This window comes from Streptomyces sp. TOM-9, assembly GCF_056858595.1.
Window position 1 is genome coordinate 5,197,661 of the sequence record NZ_JBXEQB010000001.1, and the last position, 17,930, is coordinate 5,215,590.

The window sequence follows — 17,930 nt, forward strand, 5'->3', positions numbered from 1 at the left end:
CCGGCGGCTGCTCGCTCACCGGTAAGGCCGAAATTAGGCAGATCAGGTGAAGTGGTCGACGGCCGAGGGTGAACGCAAGGTGAACCTCGCATATCAGTGCGGTGCTGTAGCCCACACCGAGTGGCGTACGTCTCAGCGTGCCACCGTCACAGGCGCGTTCCGCGCAGGAACGCGTCGAGCACGGCGCGGTCCCGCGCATGGGTGAGCCGGTTGCGCGCGGCCGCCGGCGGCAGCCAGAGCATGCGGTCGACCTCGTGGTTCGGGGCGAAGGAACCCTCGCGCGCCTCGGCGGCCCAGTAACGCACGATCTTCGTGCGCCCCTCCACGACGTACGTGGAGGAGGGGAGCACCCGCCCGGGCACGCAGTCGAGCCCGGTCTCCTCCTTGACCTCGCGGAGCGCGCCGTCCAGCGCCGTCTCCCCGCGCTTCAACTTCCCCTTGGGAAGCGACCAGTCGTCGTACTTGGGGCGGTGGATCAGCGCGATCTCCAGGCCCTCGTCGAACGGGGAGCGGCGCCACAGCACCGCTCCGGCGGCGAGGATCGGGGTGTCGGCGGTTCCGGTGGAGGCGATGGCGGTGCTCCTTTCCGGGCTGCGGGTCAGGGGCCGCTCCCGCGGGCGGGCCGGACGGTCGGCGCGACCGTCAGCGCGACCACAGGTGGGCGAAGGCGTACCGGGCCGCCTCCACCTCCAGGCGCTGGTCGGCGTGGAGCACGCCCAGCGCGTAGGCGGTGGCGGGGGCGATCCGCGGGGTGCGGGCGGCGGCGGTGACGGCGGTCGCGGCCTCCGAGGCCTCGCGGTGCTGCTCCAGCACCCGCGCCGCGGCGGCCAGCCGGGCGGCGGAGTCCCCGTCGTCGCAGGCCAGCACCTCCTGGGCGTAGCGGCGCAGGCGCAGCAGGACGCGGACCCGGTTCCACGCGGCGTCCTGGCGTTCCGCGGGCAGTTCGCCGGCGAGCGCGGCGTGGAGCGTCTCGCCGTTGTACGGGTGCCGTGCGCGCGTCAGCGGCAGTGCGGCCGCGGCCTCGGTGAGCCGGGTGTGGGCCTGCTCCGCCAGCAGCGGCAGCACGGTGGCGGCGGGTTTGCGCGCCGTGGGGGACAGCGGCACCTCGGAGGCGAGCACCGCCACCGCGTCCACCACCGCGTGGAACCGCGAGGAGCCCATGGCCTGCAGGGCGGCGGAATGGGCCCGGGTCCGGGCGAGGGTGAGCTGACGTTCCAGCAGGGCACCGGCCCGGGCGGCGCCCACGGCGAGCGGGCCGCTCGCGGCGCCGCCGCGTTCGGCGGCCTGCGGCAGAGCGGGGGAGCGACGGGTCCCGGCGGCGTGGGCCACCGCGGTCAGCGGTTCCGGGACCTCGGCGGGCGCCTGGGGCGCGGCCGTCGTGCCGCGCGGGGTCTCCGCGACGCCGCCCAGGCGCTCGCGGGGCGGTTCGGACGCTGCCGCCGCCAGGTCCGGCACGGTGGGCACCGGCAGCCACAGGCCGAGGTCGTCGTCGGCGGGAGCGGCGGGGATGCCCCCGGTGTCCTCCGCGGAGGCCAGCCGCTGCAGTGCGCCGATCAGCCGGCTGAGCCGGGCGGCGTAGCGGTGCTCGCGGCCGAGGGTGTCGGTGAGCCAGCCGAGCTCGGCCCGCAGGGGGTCGGCCCAGCCCGGGTCGGTGAGCGACCCGAAGGTGTGCAGGGTGCCGGCGATGCGGCGGGCCGAGCGGCGCATCTGGCGGCCGCTCTCGGCGGTGTCGTCCTGAGGCCGGCCGGGTTCGCCCTCACGTGGTGCCAGTGCGCGCAGGAAGGCCGTGGCCTCCTCCCGCAGGTACTGTCCGAGGACCGCACCGGCCTCACGGTCGGGGAGCCCGCCGGCGGTCAGGCCGGCGGGCGTCGCTGCCGTGTCAGGGTGTCGCTGGGCCACGCCGGCGCCTCCGCGCATCGATGAGCATCTCCTGGATGTGGGGCAGCGGACGCCCTTCGGCGTCGGTGCTGTGCCGGGTCCAGTCCCCGTCCGGGCCGAGCCACCAGGACGAGGTGGAGTCCGAGGTTCCGGTCTCCAGGAATCGGTTCAGGGAGGCGCGGTGCGCCGGGTCGGCGACCCGGACCAGCGCCTCGATCCGGCGGTCGAGGTTGCGGTGCATCATGTCGGCGCTGCCGAGCCACACCTCGGGGTCCCCTCCGTTGCCGAAGACGAAGACCCGGGAGTGCTCCAGGAAGCGGCCGAGCACGCTGCGTACCCGGATGTTCTCCGACAGCCCCGGCACCCCCGGGCGCAGCGCGCAGATGCCGCGCACCCAGACGTCGACGGGCACGCCGGCCATGGAGGCCCGGTAGAGGGCGTCGATGATCGCCTCGTCGACCATCGAGTTGGCCTTGATCCGGATGTACGCGGGCCGGCCCTCGCGATGGTGGGCGATCTCCGCGAGGATCCGCGAGACCAGCCCGTCGCGCAGGCTGCGCGGGGCCACCAGCAGGCGGTTGTAGGTCTCGCGGCGCGAGTAGCCGGAGAGCCGGTTGAACAGGTGGGACAGGTCGGCGCCGACCTGCGCGTCGGCGGTCAGCAGCCCGAGGTCCTCGTAGAGCCGGGCGGTCTTCGGGTGGTAGTTGCCGGTGCCGACGTGGCTGTAGCGGCGCAGCGTGTCGCCCTCCTGGCGGACCACGAGCGACAGCTTGCAGTGCGTCTTCAGCCCGACCAGGCCGTAGACGACGTGGCAGCCGGCCTCCTCCAGCTTGCGGGCCCACTTGATGTTGGCCTGCTCGTCGAAGCGCGCCTTGATCTCGACCAGCACCAGCACCTGCTTGCCGGCCTCGGCGGCGTCGATCAGGGCGTCCACGATCGGCGAGTCGCCGGAGGTGCGGTACAGCGTCTGCTTGATGGCCAGGACGTCCGGGTCCTGTGCGGCCTGCTCCAGGAAGCGCTGCACGGAGGTGGAGAAGGAGTTGTACGGGTGGTGCAGCAGCACGTCGCGCTCGCGCAGCGCGGCGAAGACGTCGGTGGCGTGCGCGGACTCGACCTCGGCCAGGTCCGGGTGGGTGCCGCCGACGAACTTCGGGAACCTCAGCTCCGGACGGTCCTGCGCGGCGATCGCGAACAGCCCGGTCAGGTCGAGCGGTCCGGGCAGCGGGTAGACCTCGGCGTCCTCTATGTTCAGCTCCTGGACCAGGGTGTCCAGGGCCTGCGGGGAGATCGACTCCTCGACCTCCAGGCGGACCGGGGGACCGAAGCGGCGCCGCAGCAGCTCCTTCTCCAGGGCCTGGAGCAGGTTCTCCGTGTCGTCCTCCTCCACCTCCAGGTCCTCGTTCCGGGTCACCCGGAACATGTGGCTGTCCAGCACCTCCATGCCGGGGAACAGCTCCTCCAGGTGCGCGGCGATGACGTCCTCCAGCGGGACGAAGCGCTGCGGGCCGGCTTCGAGGAACCGGGACAGGATCGGCGGGACCTTCACACGGGCGAAGTGGTCGTGACCGGAGACCGGGTTGCGCACGGTGACGGCCAGGTTCAGGGACAGGCCGGAGATGTACGGGAACGGGTGCGCCGGGTCGACGGCCAGCGGGGTGAGGACCGGGAAGATCTTGTTGCGGAAGAGCGTGAAGAGCCGGGCCTGCTCCTTCTCGGTGAGGTCGCTCCACCGGATGATGTGGATGTCCTCCTCGGCGAGCGCCGGGGCCACGTCGTTCTGGAAGCAGGCGGCGTGCCGGGCCATGAGCTCGCGGGCGCGGGTGAGGATGTTCTCCAGCACCTTGGTGGGCGACAGGCCGGAGGCCGAGCGCTGGGCCACGCCGGTGGTGATGCGGCGCTTCAGGCCGGCGACGCGGACCATGAAGAACTCGTCCAGGTTGCTGGCGAAGATCGCGAGGAAGTTGGCCCGTTCGAGGAGGGGCGTGCCGGGATCCTCGGCGAGTTCCAGCACGCGCTCGTTGAAGGCCAGCCAGCTCTGCTCGCGGTCAAGGAAACGGTTCAGCGGGAGCTCTTCGTCCGTGCCCTCGTCCACCGCCGCGTCGGCCGCAAGGGCCTCACCCGACTTCTCCGCCGGCCGCGGCACGGTCGCGAGGCCGTCCAGGCGCTTGAGTTCGGGGTGCAGGGGCGGGACGACGTGCGGGCGGCCGTAGGCCGGGGACTGCTCCGCCGGGGGCTGTTCCGCCGGGGTCTCGGACGCGGTGGGAGCACCGGAGCCGGACCGCTCGGTCCGGGCGTTCGTCGGGAAATTCATCGAGGCCATGGGTGCGAGCCCTCCTCCGGATCCGGCACGTCGTTCACCTGGACGGCGGCGCACGGAACCCGGCCACCGACCATGCCTCCATTGTCCCCGGCGCGCCGGGATACCGGCAGGTCGAGAGGGGGGAGGTGGGTCGCGGCGGGCGTCTGCATTCACAGATGCTCGCAAGCGACTTTGAATCGCCGGTAACGGGCAGGTGGCGGTCAGGAAATCGCCGTACGTACCGGCCGTGTCCGGACGGTCACCCGGATGGCTCCGCCGGGGCCCGATCGGCCCCCCGCGGGAGCCTCAGGTCTCCGTCCGGTACATCAGGTCGACCTCGTGCGTGGTGAAGCCGAGACGTTCGTAGACGGCGAGGGCGGGGGCGTTGTCCGCGTCGACGTAGAGCATCGCGGTGGGCAGGCCGCGGTCGTGCACGAGGTACCGCAGCCCGATGAGGGTGAGTGCCCGGCCCAGACCGCCGCCCTGCTCCTCGGGGTGGATGCCCAGGACGTAGACCTCGCCGAGGCGCTCGCGCTCGTGCACCTTCGTCCAGTGGAAGCCGGCCAGCCGGTCGCCGCGGAAGGCGAGGAAGAAGCCGGCCGGGTCGAACCAGGGCTCGGCCTTGCGGTCGTCGAGGTCGCGCTGGGTGAGGCTGCCCTGCTCGGGGTGGTGCGCGAAGGCGGCGGCGTTAACCGCCAGCCAGGCGGCGTCGTCCTGCCCGGGGACGAAGGCGCGCACGGTGACGTCGGCGGGGAGCACGGGCTCGCCCAGCGGGGGCGCGCCGGCGCCCTCCTCCAGGGGGCGGCGCAGCTGCCGCAGCTCGCGGAAGAGGGCGAGGCCGAGCAGCCCGGCCAGGTGGCGGGCGGCGGGGTGGCCGCCGTGCGCCCACACGCGCAGCCGTTTGCCGGAGGCGGCGAGCAGTGCGTGGCCGAGGGCGCGGCCGTGACCCTGCGCGCGGTACGCGGGGTGGATGACCATCTCGGCGGCGGGGGCCTCGACCGGGTCGGTGTCCTCCAGTTGGGCGTACCCGACGAGCACGCCGTCGCTCTCGACCACCAGGTGGCGTACGCCCTCACGGGCACCGCCGCGCAGGTTCAGCCGGCCCTGCTCGGAGACCGCGGCCTGGCCGTCGACCGCCGCGGCCGCCTCGATCAGGGCCAGGACCGCCTCGGCGCGGCCGGGGCTCAGCGCGTCGAGGGTCTCGATCCTGCGGGGGCCCACGGCGGTCTGCTGCGCTGCTGCGTCGGTCATGGGACCGAGCTTACGGCCGTGCGGGTGCGGGAGGTGTCCATCGGCACCAGTGCCGCCGCACCGCAGGCCACGGCCGCCGCGGCGGCGAGGGCGGGCCAGTAGCCGGTGGCCGAGATGAGGGCGGCGCTCAGCGGCGGGACGACGGCGGCGGTCAGGTTCTGGCCGGTGTTGTGGACACCGAGGGCACGGCCGGACCAGGACGGGCCGGCGCGTTCGGCCGTGGCGGTGAAGGACAGGCCGTTGGTGCTGGCGGTGATTCCTATGGACAGGACGAGGGCGGCGGCGGTCACCGGGGAGGGGAAGGCCGCGGTCACGGCCGCCCCGGCGACCACCACGGTGGTGGCGACGGCGAGTTGCCGCATCGGCCGCAGCCGGCTGCCGACCCGGTCCGACCAGCGCCCGGCGGCGATCCGGAAGCAGGCCCCCAGCACCTGTGCGACGGCGATCAGCCGGCCGGCGCCGACCGGGGACCAGCCCCGGGTGTCCACCAGCAGCACCAGGGCGAAGGCCCCCGCCGTGAACTGCGGTACGACCAGCAGCGCGCCCGCGCCGTGGATCCGCCACAAGGTCGCGGAGCCCCGGTAGGGGTTGGCCGCCGGCGCCGCGCCGGGACCGGTCCGCGGGCGTACCGGGTCGGCGGCGAACAGTGCGACCAGGCAGGCGACGACCCCGCACACGGCGGCCAGGAAGCCGAAGGCGCCGTGCACCCCGTACGCGGCGGCGAGCGGGGGCATGGTCAGTGCGGCCACGCCCATGCCCAGCGGGGTGGCGGTCTGCCGGATGCCCATGGCCAGCCCGCGTTCCCCGGCGGAGAACCAGCCCATGACGAGGCGTCCGCTCGCGGAGTACACCGAGGCACCCGCCGCTCCCGCCAGGGCGAGCAGCGCGCCCAGCGCCGTCGTGCCGCCTCCGGCGCCCACCGCGCCGGCCGCGACGGCGAGCAGCGCGGCGGCGCCGCCCAGCCCGGTGGCGATGACGACGCGTTCGCCGTACCGGTCGGCTGCGGCGCCCCACGCGACGAGGGCGGCGACCAGCCCGGCGGTGGGGCAGGCGATGAGCAGCCCGATCTGCGGCAGCGTCAGGTGCGCCGTGTCCCGCAACGTGGCGGCCAGATAGGGGACTCCGTAGACGAAGGCGCAGGCGGCGGTCTGTGCGGCGGTGCCCAGGGCGAGCATCAGCCAGCGACGGGGCATGGGTGCACCTCCTCGGTCGGTGGTGGATCCAACTATGTCGCTTGTTTGAATGGCGAGACAGATCATTCCGGTGGGTGAGACGGAATGCCCGGCTGCCCGTCATGTACCGATCAGTCGAAACCTGCCCGTAACCGCAAAGCCACTGACAACTACGCGCGTTGACAATAGGCTGCGGCCGTCCTCCGCCTCCATCCATCGTTCACGTCCAAGGGGACCCATGTCAGTGACCCACCCGCGTCGCCGTGCCGCACGCCGCGTCGCCGCCGCGACCGCCGGCCTGGCGGCGGTCGGTGTGCTCGCGATAGCGAGCCCGGCCGCCCAGGCCCACGAGACCCACCACGGGGGTCACGGCCACGGCAGCCGTACCGTCGACCTCCAGCTGCTCGCCGTCAACGACTTCCACGGCAACCTGGAGCCCCCGGCCGGTTCCTCCGGCCGCGTCACCGAGCTCCAGGCGGACGGCACCACCAAGACCGTCGACGCCGGCGGCGTCGAGTACCTGGCCTCCAGCCTGCGCACCGCCCGCAAGGGGCAGGAGCGTTCGCTCACCGTCGCCGCCGGCGACATCGTGGGCGCCAGCCCGCTGCTGTCGGGCCTGTTCCACGACGAGCCCACTGTCGAGGCCATGAACAAGCTGGGCCTGGACGTCACCGGCGTCGGCAACCACGAGTTCGACGAGGGCAAGGACGAGCTGCTCCGTCTGCAGAACGGCGGCTGCCACCCGGTCGAGGGCTGCTACGAGAAGGGCCGCAAGTTCAAGGGCGCGGACTACCCGATCCTCTCGGCGAACGTCGTCAACGAGAAGACCGGACGCCCGCTGCTCAAGCCCTACACCATCGAGAACGTCAAGGGCGTCCGCGTCGGCTTCATCGGCGTCACGCTCGAGGGCACCCCGAACATCGTCACCGCCGAGGGCGTCAAGGGCCTGAAGTTCCTCGACGAGGTCGAGACGATCAACAAGTACACCAAGGAGCTCAAGCGCAAGGGCGTCAACGCCGTCGTCGCGCTCGTGCACGAGGGCGGCTTCCCCGCCTCCTCCGCGTACAACTACGACTGCGACGCCGGCGGTGCGGGCGCCGGTCTGTCCGGCCCGATCGTCGACATCGCCAAGAACACCTCGGCGGACGTCGACGCGCTGGTCACCGGCCACACCCACAACGCGTACGTCTGCACCATCCCCGACCCCAAGGGCAACGACCGCCTGGTCACCAGCGCGGCGTCCTTCGGCCGGCTCTTCACCGAGCTCGACATGAAGTACGACCTGCGCACGCACGACATCGTGCGCGCCTCGGTCGAGGGCTCCAACCACGTCGTGGACCGCACCCAGACCAAGGCCGCGGACATGACCTCGCTGATCAGCCGCTGGCAGACGCTGGCCGCCCCGGTCGCGGGCCGCACCGTCGGCTACATCTCGCAGGACATCACCCGGGCCGGCAACGAGTCCGCCCTCGGCGACCTCATCGCCGACGCGCAGCTCGCGTACGCCAAGACCCTCGACCCCTCGGCCACGATCGCACTGATGAACCCCGGCGGGATCCGCACCGACCTGGTGCACAAGGCCACCGGCAGCGAGGGCGACGGCGTCGTCACCTACGCCGAGGGCTTCGCGGTCCAGCCGTTCAGCAACACGGTCAACCTGCGGACGCTGACCGGCGCCCAGCTGGTCACCGTGCTCCAGCAGCAGGTCAGCGGCAGCAACGAGGCCGCCCCGAAGATCCTGCAGATCTCCAGCGGCCTGACCTACACGCTGGACCTCACCAAGACCGGTGCCGCCCGTGTCGTGACCGACTCGATCCGTCTCGGTGGCGCCCCGATCGACCCGGCGGGCAGCTACCGCGTCGCGATGAACTCCTTCCTGTCCGGCGGCGGTGACGGCTTCGGCGAGCTGGCCAAGGGCACCAACGAGCTCGTCGGTGGGGACGACCTGGCCGCGCTCAACGCCTACCTGACCGCCAACTCCTCGGCCTCCGCGCCGCTGGCGGCCCCGGCGGCGAACCGCATCACGATCGTCCAGTAATACGCGGCACGAGCGGGCGGGTCCCGCGACCGTGCTCCGCCCCCGTTCTTCGCGGCGGGCCGCCCGCGACCCCGCTCTCGTGGCGGCGGCCCCCGCTGCCTACGCTGTGGACATGACGACTACGGAGCGACGGCGGTTCAGGTCCGGCACGGTGATCCTCGGCGGCATGGGCGTGCTGGCCGCCGCGCTGACCGCGTGCGGCTCCGACCCCGACAAGCGCTGCGTGGACCCGGACACGTACCGGACGCTCCCGGTCGAGGAGTGCGACGACGACGGCGGCCACGGCCGCTACTACTACGGCGGCAGCGTCCGCAACGGGAAGGCCAAGGGCGGCAGCTTCGACAAGTCGTCGGTGAAGACCGGGGGCTTCGGCGGCCACGGCTCGGGCCACGGGTCCGGCGGCGGCTGATGCGCCGGTACGCCGTCGAGCCGCGCCCGGGCTGGCAGCGGATCGTGGAGGACCAGGGCGTCGTCTACCCGCTGACCCGTCATCCCGACGGCTCCCTGCGGCCGTACTGGGACGAGAGCGGGTACTACGCGTTCTCGCTCCCGGAGGTCGAGGCCCTGGAGGAGACCGTCGCGGAACTGCACGCGATGTGCCTCGCCGCCGCGGAGCACATCGTGGCCGAGGACCGCTTCGCCGAGCTCGGCGTCCACGACCCGCACCTGGCCGGGCGGATCGCCGAGTCCTGGCGGCGGCGCAGTGAACTCCCCTCCCTCTACGGCCGCTTCGACCTGCGCTACGACGGGACCGGCCCGGCGAAGCTGCTGGAGTACAACGCCGACACCCCCACCTCGCTGGTGGAGGCGGCCAGCGCCCAGTGGTTCTGGATGGAGGACCGTTTCCCCGGTGCCGACCAGTGGAACTCCCTCCACGAACGCCTCGTCGACGCGTGGCGGCGCCAGGCCCCGCTGCTGCCGCCCGGCCCGGTGCACTTCGCCCACACCGAGGCCGACGAGCTCGGCGAGGACCTGATGACGGTGGCCTACCTGCGGGAGACCGCCGAGCAGGCCGGACTCGACACCCACGCCCTGTCCGTCGAGGCGATCGGCTGGGACGAGCTCTCCGGGCGCTTCGTCGACGACCGGATGCGCTTCATCCGCAGCTGCTTCAAGCTCTACCCCTGGGAGTGGCTGGCCGGCGACCCGTTCGGCGGCCACGTCCTGGACACCCTCGACAACGGCGGCGGCACCGGCACCACCTGCTGGATCGAGCCCGCCTGGAAGATGCTGCTGTCCAACAAGGCGCTGCTGGCCGTCCTGTGGGAGCTCCACCCGGACCACCCCAACCTCCTCGCCGCCCACCTCGACGGTCCCCGCGACCTCGCCCGGACCACCGGCTGGGTCGCCAAGCCGCTGCTCGGCCGCGAGGGCGCGGGCGTCACGGTGCACCGCGCGGGCGAAGCCGCCGTGCCGCGCGCCGACGAACCCTGCTGCTACCAGGAACTGGCCCCGCTGCCCGTGTTCGACGGCAACCACGTGGTGCTCGGCGCATGGGTCGTGGCGGACGAGCCGGCCGGGCTCGGCATCCGCGAGTCGGCGGGCCTGGTCACCGACACGTACGCGCGTTTCCTGCCGCACGTCATCCGCTGAGCGGGCGCGACCTCGGCGGCACAGGGTGACCCGTCGGCCGCAGTGCGTGGGCTGAAGGCGCTTACCCCTTGCCGGGCAGGGGAGTTACCAGCGGAAACACTTTCCTCGGCAGTAACTTGTGGCCCACCATGGGCAACCCTGTCCCTCCAGACCCATCGACGTGTCCGGGTGGTCCGCCGTGTCCCAAACGCACCAAGAGCCCGTCTATGACGAGTTGTCCGACGCCGCTCTCACCGAGCGGGTACGGGCCGGAGCACCGACCGCCTACCCGGCGACCGAGGAACTGCGCCGCCGTCACCTCCCGGCCGTGCTCTGCTACGCACGGCTGTGCGCCCGCGGACAGTCCGCCGCCGACCAACTCGCGGCGCAGGCCTTCGCGCTGGCCTGGCAGGAGGTGCACCGGGGGGTCGACCCGCGCGGTCCCTGGCGGCACCGGCTGCTGATGCTCGTCCACCAGGCCGCCGCCGTGTGGGCGGGCGGCAGCCGCCGTGAACGGCTCGGTGACGAGTACGCCGCCTTCATCGACGACATCCGCGGCGCCGAGCAGCGCGTCCCCGGGCTCCCGGGCCTGCCCGTCAACCCTCGGCTCCACCTGGCCGAACGCTCCGTGCTCTGCGGCGCCTTCGCCGTGCTGCCCCAGCACACCCAGGGCGTGCTGTGGCACGCGGTCGTCGAGCGGGAGGGCGACGCCGACGTCTCCCGCTGGACCGGCGACCGGGCCCCGGAGCTGCCCGACCTGACCGCCAGGGCCCGGGACGCGCTGCGCGAGGCCTACCTGCGGACGTACCTGGAGCGCAGCGAGGACCCCCGGTGCAAGGGCTTCGGCCGCCTCCTCGACGCCGCCGCCCGCCGTGACGACGCCCGGCAGAACGAGGACGTGGAGCAGCACCTCGCGCACTGCCAGGGCTGTGCCGGTGCGCTTCAGACGCTGATCGTCCTCGAACGCGACCCCCGGCCGCTGCTCGCCACGGCCCTGCTCGGATGGGCGGGGCCCGCCTACCTGGCGGCCCGGTCCGCCCCCGCGCTGCCCGCCACCGCACCCGCCCCGCCGGCTCCGCCCCCGACGTCCCGCCGGCGCCGGCGGCCCGGACCGCTGGAGCGGCTGCTGAACCTGCGCGCCCGCCACCCCTCGCCCCTGGTCTCCCTGGTGCTGGTCGCCGCCGCCAGCCTGGCGGTCACCGGCCTGGTGTACGCGACGGGCGACGACCCCGCGCCGACCGGCAGCGACAGGGCACTGCCCCAGCCGCCCACGGGCTCGGTCACGATCACCACGACCGCCACCGCCACCGCCACGCAGACCCTCACCCCGAGCCCCGCGGGGACCCCGAGCGCCTCCGCGACCCGGTCGCCCACGCGGCCCGGCGCCGGGGCCACCCGACAGGTCCCGGCGACGCGCACGCCGAGCGCGGGCCCGCCGCGGAGGGTGCCGGGCGGCAGTTACGCCCAGATCGTCAACGACGCGTCCGGCCTCTGCCTGGACGTACGGGACGAGGAGTTCGACAAGGGCGACGACGTCATCGTCGCGGGCTGCGACTCCGGCTCGGCCTCCCAGCAGTGGCGGGTGGACTCCCGCGGCCTGCTGGTCAACGGCGCGGACTCCTCTTTCTGCCTGGACTCACGCGGTGACACCGACCGCGGCCTCGGCATCTGGGCCTGCTCGTCGGTTGAGGGCAGGAACGCGCGGAACCTGCAGTTCCTGGTGGACTCGCTGGGCCGGATCCACCCGCAGATCGACCTCGGCACCGCGATGCAGCCGGACGGCTCGACCCCCGGCTCCACCCTCTCCTTCGCCTCCGCCGGCGACGGCGACGCACAGCGCTGGCACGCCGGGTAGCCGGCCCGGACGGGCGGGCCACCCGGCGTGCCGACGGTCTCAGACGGTCTCGGGTGTCCCGGGCATCTCGGGTGTCCCGGGAGCCCCGGGCGTCTCCGGTGTCCCGGGCGTCTCCGGTGCCGCTGGCGGCGGGGTCTGCGCCCCGGGCAGCCGTACGACCGCCACGGTGCCGCCGCCCTGCGCGGGGCGCAGGGCGATGGTGCCGCCGAGCTGCTGCACCGTACGGGCCACGATCGACAGGCCGAGGCCCGAGCCGGGCAGGCTGCGGGCGGAGGCCGAACGCCAGAAGCGCTCGAACACGTGCGGCAGGTCCTCCGGTGGGATGCCCGGGCCGTGGTCCCTGACCGTGAGCTCGCCGCCGTGCAGGTCGACCTCGATCGTGCCGGCCGGCGGGCTGAACTTCACGGCGTTGTCCAGGAGGTTGATCACCGCCCGTTCCAGGGCGGACGGTTCGGCCCGCAGGTACCAGGGGGCCAGCTCGGTGGTGATCTTCAGGTCGGGACCGGTACGGCGCCGGGCCCGCTCCAGCGCCGCCTCCACGACCTCGTGGAACGCCACGGTCTGCGAGGGCGAGCCGCCGGGCGCCGCGTCCGGACGGGACAGCTCCTGCAGATCGCCGATGAGCGTGGCCAGTTCGCTCATCTGGGCCTTCACCGACAGCATCAGTTCCCGGCGGTCCTCCGGGGGCAGTTCCCGGCCGGTCAGCTCGCTGCGTTCCAGCAGTTCGATGTTGGTGCGCAGGGAGGTGAGCGGGGTGCGCAGTTCATGACCGGCGTCCGCGATCAGCTGCTGCTGCAGCTCGCGGGAGGAGGACAGCGCGGCCGTCATGGAGTTGAAGGAGGCCGACAGCCGGGCGATCTCGTCGCGGCCCTCGACGGGGATGCGGACGCTCAGGTCCTCGGTGCGGGCGACGTGCTCCACGGTGTCGGTGAGCCGGTCCACCGGCTTCAGCCCCGCACGGGCCACCCCGAGTCCGGCGACGCTGGCGCCGACCACCCCTATCCCGCTGACGGCCAGCAGGATCACGGCCAGGGTGTTCAGCGGCCCGGTCACCTCGCTGAGCGGGCGGCCGACCGAGATCGCGGCCCGCTCGGTCTGATGGCGGGAGTACTCGATCTGGGCGCGCCGCGTCAGCACCCGCATCTCCGTGCCGTCCTTCGTGGTCACGGTCTGCAGGGACTCCGACGCGTCACCCCGGACCACGGCCAGGTCGGCCTCGCTCACCGGGAGCATCTCGTCGCCGAGCACCCAGCACCCCGTGCCGTCCTCGGTGACGAGCAGCACGGACGAGTGGTTGGGGTTGAAGGCGAGCGCCCCGTCGGACGTGTCCTTCTGGGGCTTGCTCAGGCATCCGTAGTCCACGAGCACGCTCCGGGCGGCGGGGGCCGCGTTGCCCGGCGCGCGCAGCGATTCGTCCAGCTGGTCCATCAGCTGCTTCTGCACGATGAACCAGCAGGCCAGCGCACACGCGGCCACGGCGGCCGCCACGGCGGCCGCGGTGAGGATCGCCAGCCGGGACCGCAGCGGCAGGGAACGGAAGCGCGGGATGCGCGGCATCAGCCCTTGCCCTCCGCGGAGCGCAGCACGTAGCCGACGCCCCGCACGGTGTGGACCAGGCGGGGCAGGCTGCCGGACTCGGTCTTGCGCCGCAGGTACATGACGTACACGTCCAGGGAGTTGGAGCTCGGCTCGAAGTCGAAGCCCCAGACCGCCTTGAGGATCTGCTCCCGGGTGAGCACCTGGCGCGGGTGCGCGAGGAACATCTCCAGCAGGGTGTACTCGGTGCGGGTCAGCTCGACCGGCACGCCGGCCCGGGTGACCTCGCGGGTCGAGGTGTCCATCCGCAGGTCCCCGAAGGACAGCACGCTCTCCTCGCCGTGGTCGCCGCCCGGCACCGTCGCGTACGCGCTGCGCCGCAGCAGCGCCCGCAGCCGGGCCAGCAGTTCGTCCAGCTCGAAGGGCTTGACGAGGTAGTCGTCGGCGCCCGCGTCGAGACCGGTGACCCGGTCGCCCACCGTGTCGCGGGCGGTGAGCATGAGGATCGGTGTGGTGGTGCCGCCGGACCGGAGCCTGCGGGCGGTGGTGAGGCCGTCCATGCGCGGCATGAGGACGTCGAGGACGATCGCGTCGGGCCGGTAGGAGGCGACCTGGTCCAAGGCGGCCAGGCCGTCCTCCGCCAGCTCGGTCTCGTATCCCTCGAAGGCGAGGCTGCGCCGGAGTGCTTCACGGACCGCGGGCTCGTCGTCCACGATCAGGATGCGGGCGGGGGCCTCGCCGTTCTCGCCGGGGCTCAATGGTCTTCCACCTCGCGGGATGAGGGTCGGGGGCGGTGGGTGCCGCCGGGGGTGCGGTGGGGTGCTCCGGTTCTTAGCCTCGCACGGCGGCGAGGCGGTGGGCCGCAATCGCCCGGCGGGCGTAGCGGCGTGCGTACCGGCGGGTGGTCGCGATCTCCGGCTCGCGGGCGGCCGGCTCCCGGTAGGGGATCAGCGCGCGGTCGGAGGGGCCGGACGGGACTCCGGCGGGGTGGAGGGAGGTGCTCAGGAAGACGTTCATGGTGCCCACGTCCCTTCGGTGCGGTGCGGTCAGCTGTCGCCGCCGCCGTTGCGCAGGGTGTCGAGGTCTGCCTTGAGGGTGTTCACGGGGATGGCGAAGCCGAGGCCGACGCTGCCGGCCTGGCCGGAGGAGGAGGAAGCGGCGGAGTACATGGCCGAGTTGATGCCGATGATCTCGCCGTTCATGTTGATCAGCGCGCCACCGGAGTTCCCGGGGTTGAGCGAGGCGTCGGTCTGGATCGCCTTGTACGTGGTCGTGGACGAGCCGACGTCGCCGTTGTACTGGCCGCCGCCGAATTCGAACGGCCACCGGCCGGTGCCGCCGCCGGGTCGCTGTCCCTGGCCCCGGCCGGTGGAGATGGTCACGTCGCGGTCGAGCGCGGAGACGATGCCGCTGGTGACCGTGCCCGTCAGGCCCTCGGGGGAGCCGATGGCGACGACCTGGTCGCCGACCGAGACCCGGCTGGAGTCGCCCAGCGACGCGACCGGCAGGCCGCTCACGCCCTCGGCCTTCACCAGCGCGAGGTCCTTGCCGCCGTCGGTGCCGACGACGGCTGCGGTGACCGTCTTGCCGGAGCTGAAGGTGACCTTGACCGAGTCCGCTCCGGAGACGACGTGGTTGTTGGTGACGATCTCGCCGTCACCGGTGACGACCACGCCGGAACCGGTCGACTCCCCGGCGCCGGACGTCGCGCTGATCTCCACGATGCTCGGGCTGACGGCGGCGGCCACGGCCGCGACGCCGGTGCTGCCCGAACTGCTGGTGCCGATCACCTTGGTCGTGGTGCCCGCCACGGACGGCGAAGTGGTCGCCCGCCCCACCAGGGCGGCCGTCCCGCCGCCGATCAGCGCGGACACCAGCGCCACGGAGGCGACCAGGGCCACGGGGCGTCGCCTGCGTTGCTTGGGGATCCCGGTCGCGGGCGCCGGCATCGGCGTGGGCTGCGGCTGGGGCTGGGGCTGGGGCTGCGAGGCGTAGGGCGCCGGGTGTCCGTACGGGACGTGCGGGACGTGCGGCTCGTACGGCGGCCGGGACGGGTACCCGCCGGCGCCGGGGGACTGCTGCGGCTGCTGCGGGTCGTAGGCGTCGTCGTGACGGGTGCTCTCGTTCATGCCTATGACTGTGCTCGCCGAACATGAGAGCTTCCTGAGCGTGACCTGAGAACCGGGGCAGAGTTCCGTATGCCCGATATAAAGAACGAAGTGCCAGGTCAGGGCCTAGGCTTACACGGTCCGTAGACAGGTCGCCGGTCGCGGCGGGCGGGGCCCGCCGCGACCGGCGGAACGGTCAGTGGCAGCCGCAGCTGCGCCGCACGACCAGCCGGGACGGGAACTGCCGCAGCCGCTCCCGCCGCGAGCCGGAGACCCGCAGCCCGTCGTCCAGCACCAGGTCCACCGCCGCACGGGCCATCGCCTCGCGGTCCGAGGCCACCGTCGTCAGCGGCGGGTCGGTCAGCCCCGCCTCCTTGACGTCGTCGAAGCCGGCCACGGCCAGCTCGCCGGGCACGTCGATCCGCAGTTCGCGGGCCGCCCGCAGCAGGCCGATGGCCTGGTCGTCGGTGGCGCACACGATGGCGGTCGGCCGGTCGGGCCGGGAGAGCAGTTCCAGGCCGACCTCGTAGGCGTCGTAGCGGTTGTACGGGGACGAGTACAGATGGCCGTCGACGGGGAGCCCGGCCTCCTGCATGGCGCGGCGCCAGCCCTCGATGTGGTCCGTGACGGGGTCGCCGTGCTTCGGGGTGACCTCCGTGCCGCCGAGGCAGGCCACGTACGCGTGCCCGTGCTCCAGCAGGTGCCGGGTGGCGAGCTGGGCGCCGCCGACGTCGTCCGTCACGACCGCGACGTCGTCGATCGCCTCGGGCCGCCGGTGCATCAGCACGACCCGCGCGTCCCAGGCGTCGATCTCCGTCGCCGCGTGCTCGCTGAGGCCCTGGCTGATGAGGATCAGCCCGGAGACCCGCATGCCGAGGAAGGCACGCAGGTAGTGCACCTCGCGCTCGTCGAGGTAGTCCGAGTTGCCGACCAGCACCATCTTGCCGCGCTCGGCGGCCGCCCTCTCGACGGCGTGCGCCATCTCCGCGAAGAACGGCTGCCGGGCGTCCGGCACGATCAGGCCTATCAGGTCCGTGCGACGGCTCGCCATCGCCTGGGCCACCCGGTCGGGGCGGTAGCCCAGTTGTTTGATCGCCGCGAGGACACGCTCGCGGGTGGCCGGTGCGACCGGCCGGGGTCCGTTGTTGATGACGTAGCTGACGACTGCGGTCGAGGTTCCCGCAAGCCTTGCCACATCGTCACGCGTCACCTTTGCCACGGGCCGAGTCTACGCGGGTACACCCGCGCGTCCCACCGTCTGTCCACAGGCGTGACCACCGCGTGATCAGCCGTTCCGGGAGGCGGTGACGGCCGTCCCCTGCCCGGGTGCCTCCTCGGTCTGCGACGGCGCCGGCTCCTCCGCCGTCCGCTCGCCCTTCTCCGGGGTGACGAAGCGGTAGCCGACGTTGCGGACGGTGCCGATCAGGGACTCGTGCTCGGGACCGAGCTTGGCGCGCAGCCGCCGTACGTGCACGTCCACGGTGCGCGTGCCGCCGAAGTAGTCGTAGCCCCAGACCTCCTGCAGGAGCTGGGCGCGGGTGAAGACCCGGCCCGGGTGCTGCGCGAGGTACTTGAGCAGCTCGAACTCCTTGAAGGTCAGGTCCAGGACCCGGCCCTTGAGCTTCGCGCTGTACGTGGCCTCGTCGACCGACAGGTCCCCGTTGCGGATCTCCATCGGGCTGTCGTCGACGCTGATCTGCTGCCGGCCCATCGCCAGCCGCAGCCGCGCCTCGACCTCGGCGGGCCCCGCGGTGTCCAGCAGGACGTCGTCGATGCCCCAGTCCGCGGTGACGGCCGCCAGGCCGCCCTCGGTGACCACCAGGACCAGCGGGCAGCCGGGTCCGGTGGAGCGCAGCAGCTGGCACAGCGAGCGGACCTGCGGCAGGTCGCGGCGGCCGTCGATGAGGATCACGTCGGCGCCGGGGGTGTCCACCAGCGCGGGGCCCTCGGCCGGGGCCACCCGTACGTTGTGCAGCAGCAGTCCGAGCGCGGGGAGCACCTCGGTTGACGGCTGGAGTGCGTTGGTCAGGAGGAGGAGAGAGCTCACCGGCCGCTCCCGTCGTTCATCGTCCGGTCATGCGTGTTCCGCTTGCCCATTGCGACCCTCCTCGGTCCCTGCGAGGACGTGTGCGTCCGCCGACGTGTGCGCTCCGGTCGCCCGGAAAGCACGAAAGGACCCGGGGGCGACGCTGCCCGGATCCTCTTGACCCAAGAGAATAGC

Annotated in this window: 15 protein-coding genes; 4 read left to right on the forward strand and 11 right to left on the reverse strand. The window is 73.2% G+C overall.

Annotation, left to right across the window (positions count from 1 at the left end; genetic code table 11):
• Positions 1-146: 146 nt before the first annotated feature.
• The 5 genes from AC1VWI_RS24175 to AC1VWI_RS24195 all read right to left on the reverse strand — a co-directional run bounded on the left by AC1VWI_RS24175 (position 147) and on the right by AC1VWI_RS24195 (position 6,621).
• Positions 147-524, reverse strand: a complete 378-nt coding sequence (locus AC1VWI_RS24175; protein ID WP_499513108.1) for an NUDIX hydrolase — start codon at positions 522-524, stop codon at positions 147-149.
• Positions 525-642: 118 nt separating this feature from the next.
• A complete protein-coding gene (locus AC1VWI_RS24180) occupies positions 643-1,917 on the reverse strand; it encodes a CHAD domain-containing protein (protein ID WP_499513109.1) in 1,275 nt (424 codons plus the stop codon).
• Positions 1,880-4,198 carry an RNA degradosome polyphosphate kinase gene (locus AC1VWI_RS24185; RefSeq protein WP_499513110.1) on the reverse strand — a complete coding sequence of 773 codons (2,319 nt, stop codon included), beginning with the start codon at positions 4,196-4,198 and terminating at the stop codon, positions 1,880-1,882. The genes AC1VWI_RS24180 and AC1VWI_RS24185 overlap by 38 nt, the downstream gene beginning before the upstream one ends.
• Positions 4,199-4,483: 285 nt before the next feature.
• The gene (mshD, locus tag AC1VWI_RS24190) at positions 4,484-5,428 is read right to left on the reverse strand and encodes a mycothiol synthase (RefSeq protein WP_499513111.1); all 945 of its coding nucleotides are present in this window, start codon (positions 5,426-5,428) and stop codon (positions 4,484-4,486) included.
• Complete coding sequence (locus tag AC1VWI_RS24195; protein WP_499513112.1) at positions 5,425-6,621, reverse strand: MFS transporter; 1,197 nt, start codon at positions 6,619-6,621, stop codon at positions 5,425-5,427. The genes mshD and AC1VWI_RS24195 overlap by 4 nt, the downstream gene beginning before the upstream one ends.
• Before the next feature lie 217 nt (positions 6,622-6,838).
• Between AC1VWI_RS24195 and AC1VWI_RS24200 the strand changes: the two genes are divergently transcribed.
• From AC1VWI_RS24200 to AC1VWI_RS24215, 4 genes are all read left to right on the forward strand, one after another.
• Positions 6,839-8,638 (forward strand): bifunctional metallophosphatase/5'-nucleotidase, encoded by a 1,800-nt coding sequence (locus AC1VWI_RS24200; RefSeq protein ID WP_499513113.1) that lies wholly within the window; start codon positions 6,839-6,841, stop codon positions 8,636-8,638.
• A gap of 112 nt (positions 8,639-8,750) precedes the next feature.
• A complete protein-coding gene (locus AC1VWI_RS24205) occupies positions 8,751-9,047 on the forward strand; it encodes a hypothetical protein (protein WP_499513114.1) in 297 nt (98 codons plus the stop codon).
• On the forward strand, positions 9,047-10,231 hold the full coding sequence (locus tag AC1VWI_RS24210) for a glutathionylspermidine synthase family protein (RefSeq protein WP_499513115.1): 1,185 nt from the start codon (positions 9,047-9,049) through the stop codon (positions 10,229-10,231). The genes AC1VWI_RS24205 and AC1VWI_RS24210 overlap by 1 nt, the downstream gene beginning before the upstream one ends.
• Positions 10,232-10,409: 178 nt before the next feature.
• A complete protein-coding gene (locus AC1VWI_RS24215; RefSeq protein ID WP_499513116.1) occupies positions 10,410-12,065 on the forward strand; it encodes an RICIN domain-containing protein in 1,656 nt (551 codons plus the stop codon).
• A gap of 39 nt (positions 12,066-12,104) precedes the next feature.
• Here the strand turns inward: AC1VWI_RS24215 and AC1VWI_RS24220 are convergent, their stop codons facing one another.
• From AC1VWI_RS24220 to AC1VWI_RS24245, 6 genes are all read right to left on the reverse strand, one after another.
• Complete coding sequence (locus tag AC1VWI_RS24220) at positions 12,105-13,622, reverse strand: sensor histidine kinase (protein ID WP_499513117.1); 1,518 nt, start codon at positions 13,620-13,622, stop codon at positions 12,105-12,107.
• Entirely contained in the window at positions 13,622-14,359 is a 738-nt protein-coding gene (locus AC1VWI_RS24225; RefSeq protein WP_499513118.1) for a response regulator transcription factor, read from the reverse strand. The genes AC1VWI_RS24220 and AC1VWI_RS24225 overlap by 1 nt, the downstream gene beginning before the upstream one ends.
• 73 nt (positions 14,360-14,432) lie before the next feature.
• On the reverse strand, positions 14,433-14,618 hold the full coding sequence (locus AC1VWI_RS24230) for a hypothetical protein (RefSeq protein WP_499513119.1): 186 nt from the start codon (positions 14,616-14,618) through the stop codon (positions 14,433-14,435).
• Between the two features lie 29 nt (positions 14,619-14,647).
• Positions 14,648-15,730: a S1C family serine protease gene (locus AC1VWI_RS24235; protein ID WP_499513120.1), complete on the reverse strand. Its 1,083-nt coding sequence runs from the start codon at positions 15,728-15,730 to the stop codon at positions 14,648-14,650.
• A 175-nt stretch (positions 15,731-15,905) separates the two neighbouring features.
• Entirely contained in the window at positions 15,906-16,928 is a 1,023-nt protein-coding gene (locus AC1VWI_RS24240) for a LacI family DNA-binding transcriptional regulator (RefSeq protein ID WP_499513121.1), read from the reverse strand.
• A 66-nt stretch (positions 16,929-16,994) separates the two neighbouring features.
• Positions 16,995-17,756 carry a response regulator transcription factor gene (locus AC1VWI_RS24245; RefSeq protein WP_499513122.1) on the reverse strand — a complete coding sequence of 254 codons (762 nt, stop codon included), beginning with the start codon at positions 17,754-17,756 and terminating at the stop codon, positions 16,995-16,997.
• Between the last annotated feature and the right edge of the window lie 174 nt (positions 17,757-17,930).

Excerpts from the sequence above, each read along its gene's own strand:
- AC1VWI_RS24180 (WP_499513109.1), bottom strand. The coding sequence starts at position 1,917 with ATGCGCGGAGGCGCCGGCGTGGCCCAGCGACACCCTGACACGGCAGCG.
- AC1VWI_RS24185 (WP_499513110.1), bottom strand. The coding sequence starts at position 4,198 with ATGGCCTCGATGAATTTCCCGACGAACGCCCGGACCGAGCGGTCCGGC.
- mshD (WP_499513111.1), bottom strand. The coding sequence starts at position 5,428 with ATGACCGACGCAGCAGCGCAGCAGACCGCCGTGGGCCCCCGCAGGATC.
- AC1VWI_RS24195 (WP_499513112.1), bottom strand. The coding sequence starts at position 6,621 with ATGCCCCGTCGCTGGCTGATGCTCGCCCTGGGCACCGCCGCACAGACC.
- AC1VWI_RS24200 (WP_499513113.1), top strand. The coding sequence starts at position 6,839 with ATGTCAGTGACCCACCCGCGTCGCCGTGCCGCACGCCGCGTCGCCGCC.
- AC1VWI_RS24205 (WP_499513114.1), top strand. The coding sequence starts at position 8,751 with ATGACGACTACGGAGCGACGGCGGTTCAGGTCCGGCACGGTGATCCTC.
- AC1VWI_RS24210 (WP_499513115.1), top strand. The coding sequence starts at position 9,047 with ATGCGCCGGTACGCCGTCGAGCCGCGCCCGGGCTGGCAGCGGATCGTG.
- AC1VWI_RS24220 (WP_499513117.1), bottom strand. The coding sequence starts at position 13,622 with ATGCCGCGCATCCCGCGCTTCCGTTCCCTGCCGCTGCGGTCCCGGCTG.
- AC1VWI_RS24230 (WP_499513119.1), bottom strand. The coding sequence starts at position 14,618 with ATGAACGTCTTCCTGAGCACCTCCCTCCACCCCGCCGGAGTCCCGTCC.
- AC1VWI_RS24235 (WP_499513120.1), bottom strand. The coding sequence starts at position 15,730 with ATGAACGAGAGCACCCGTCACGACGACGCCTACGACCCGCAGCAGCCG.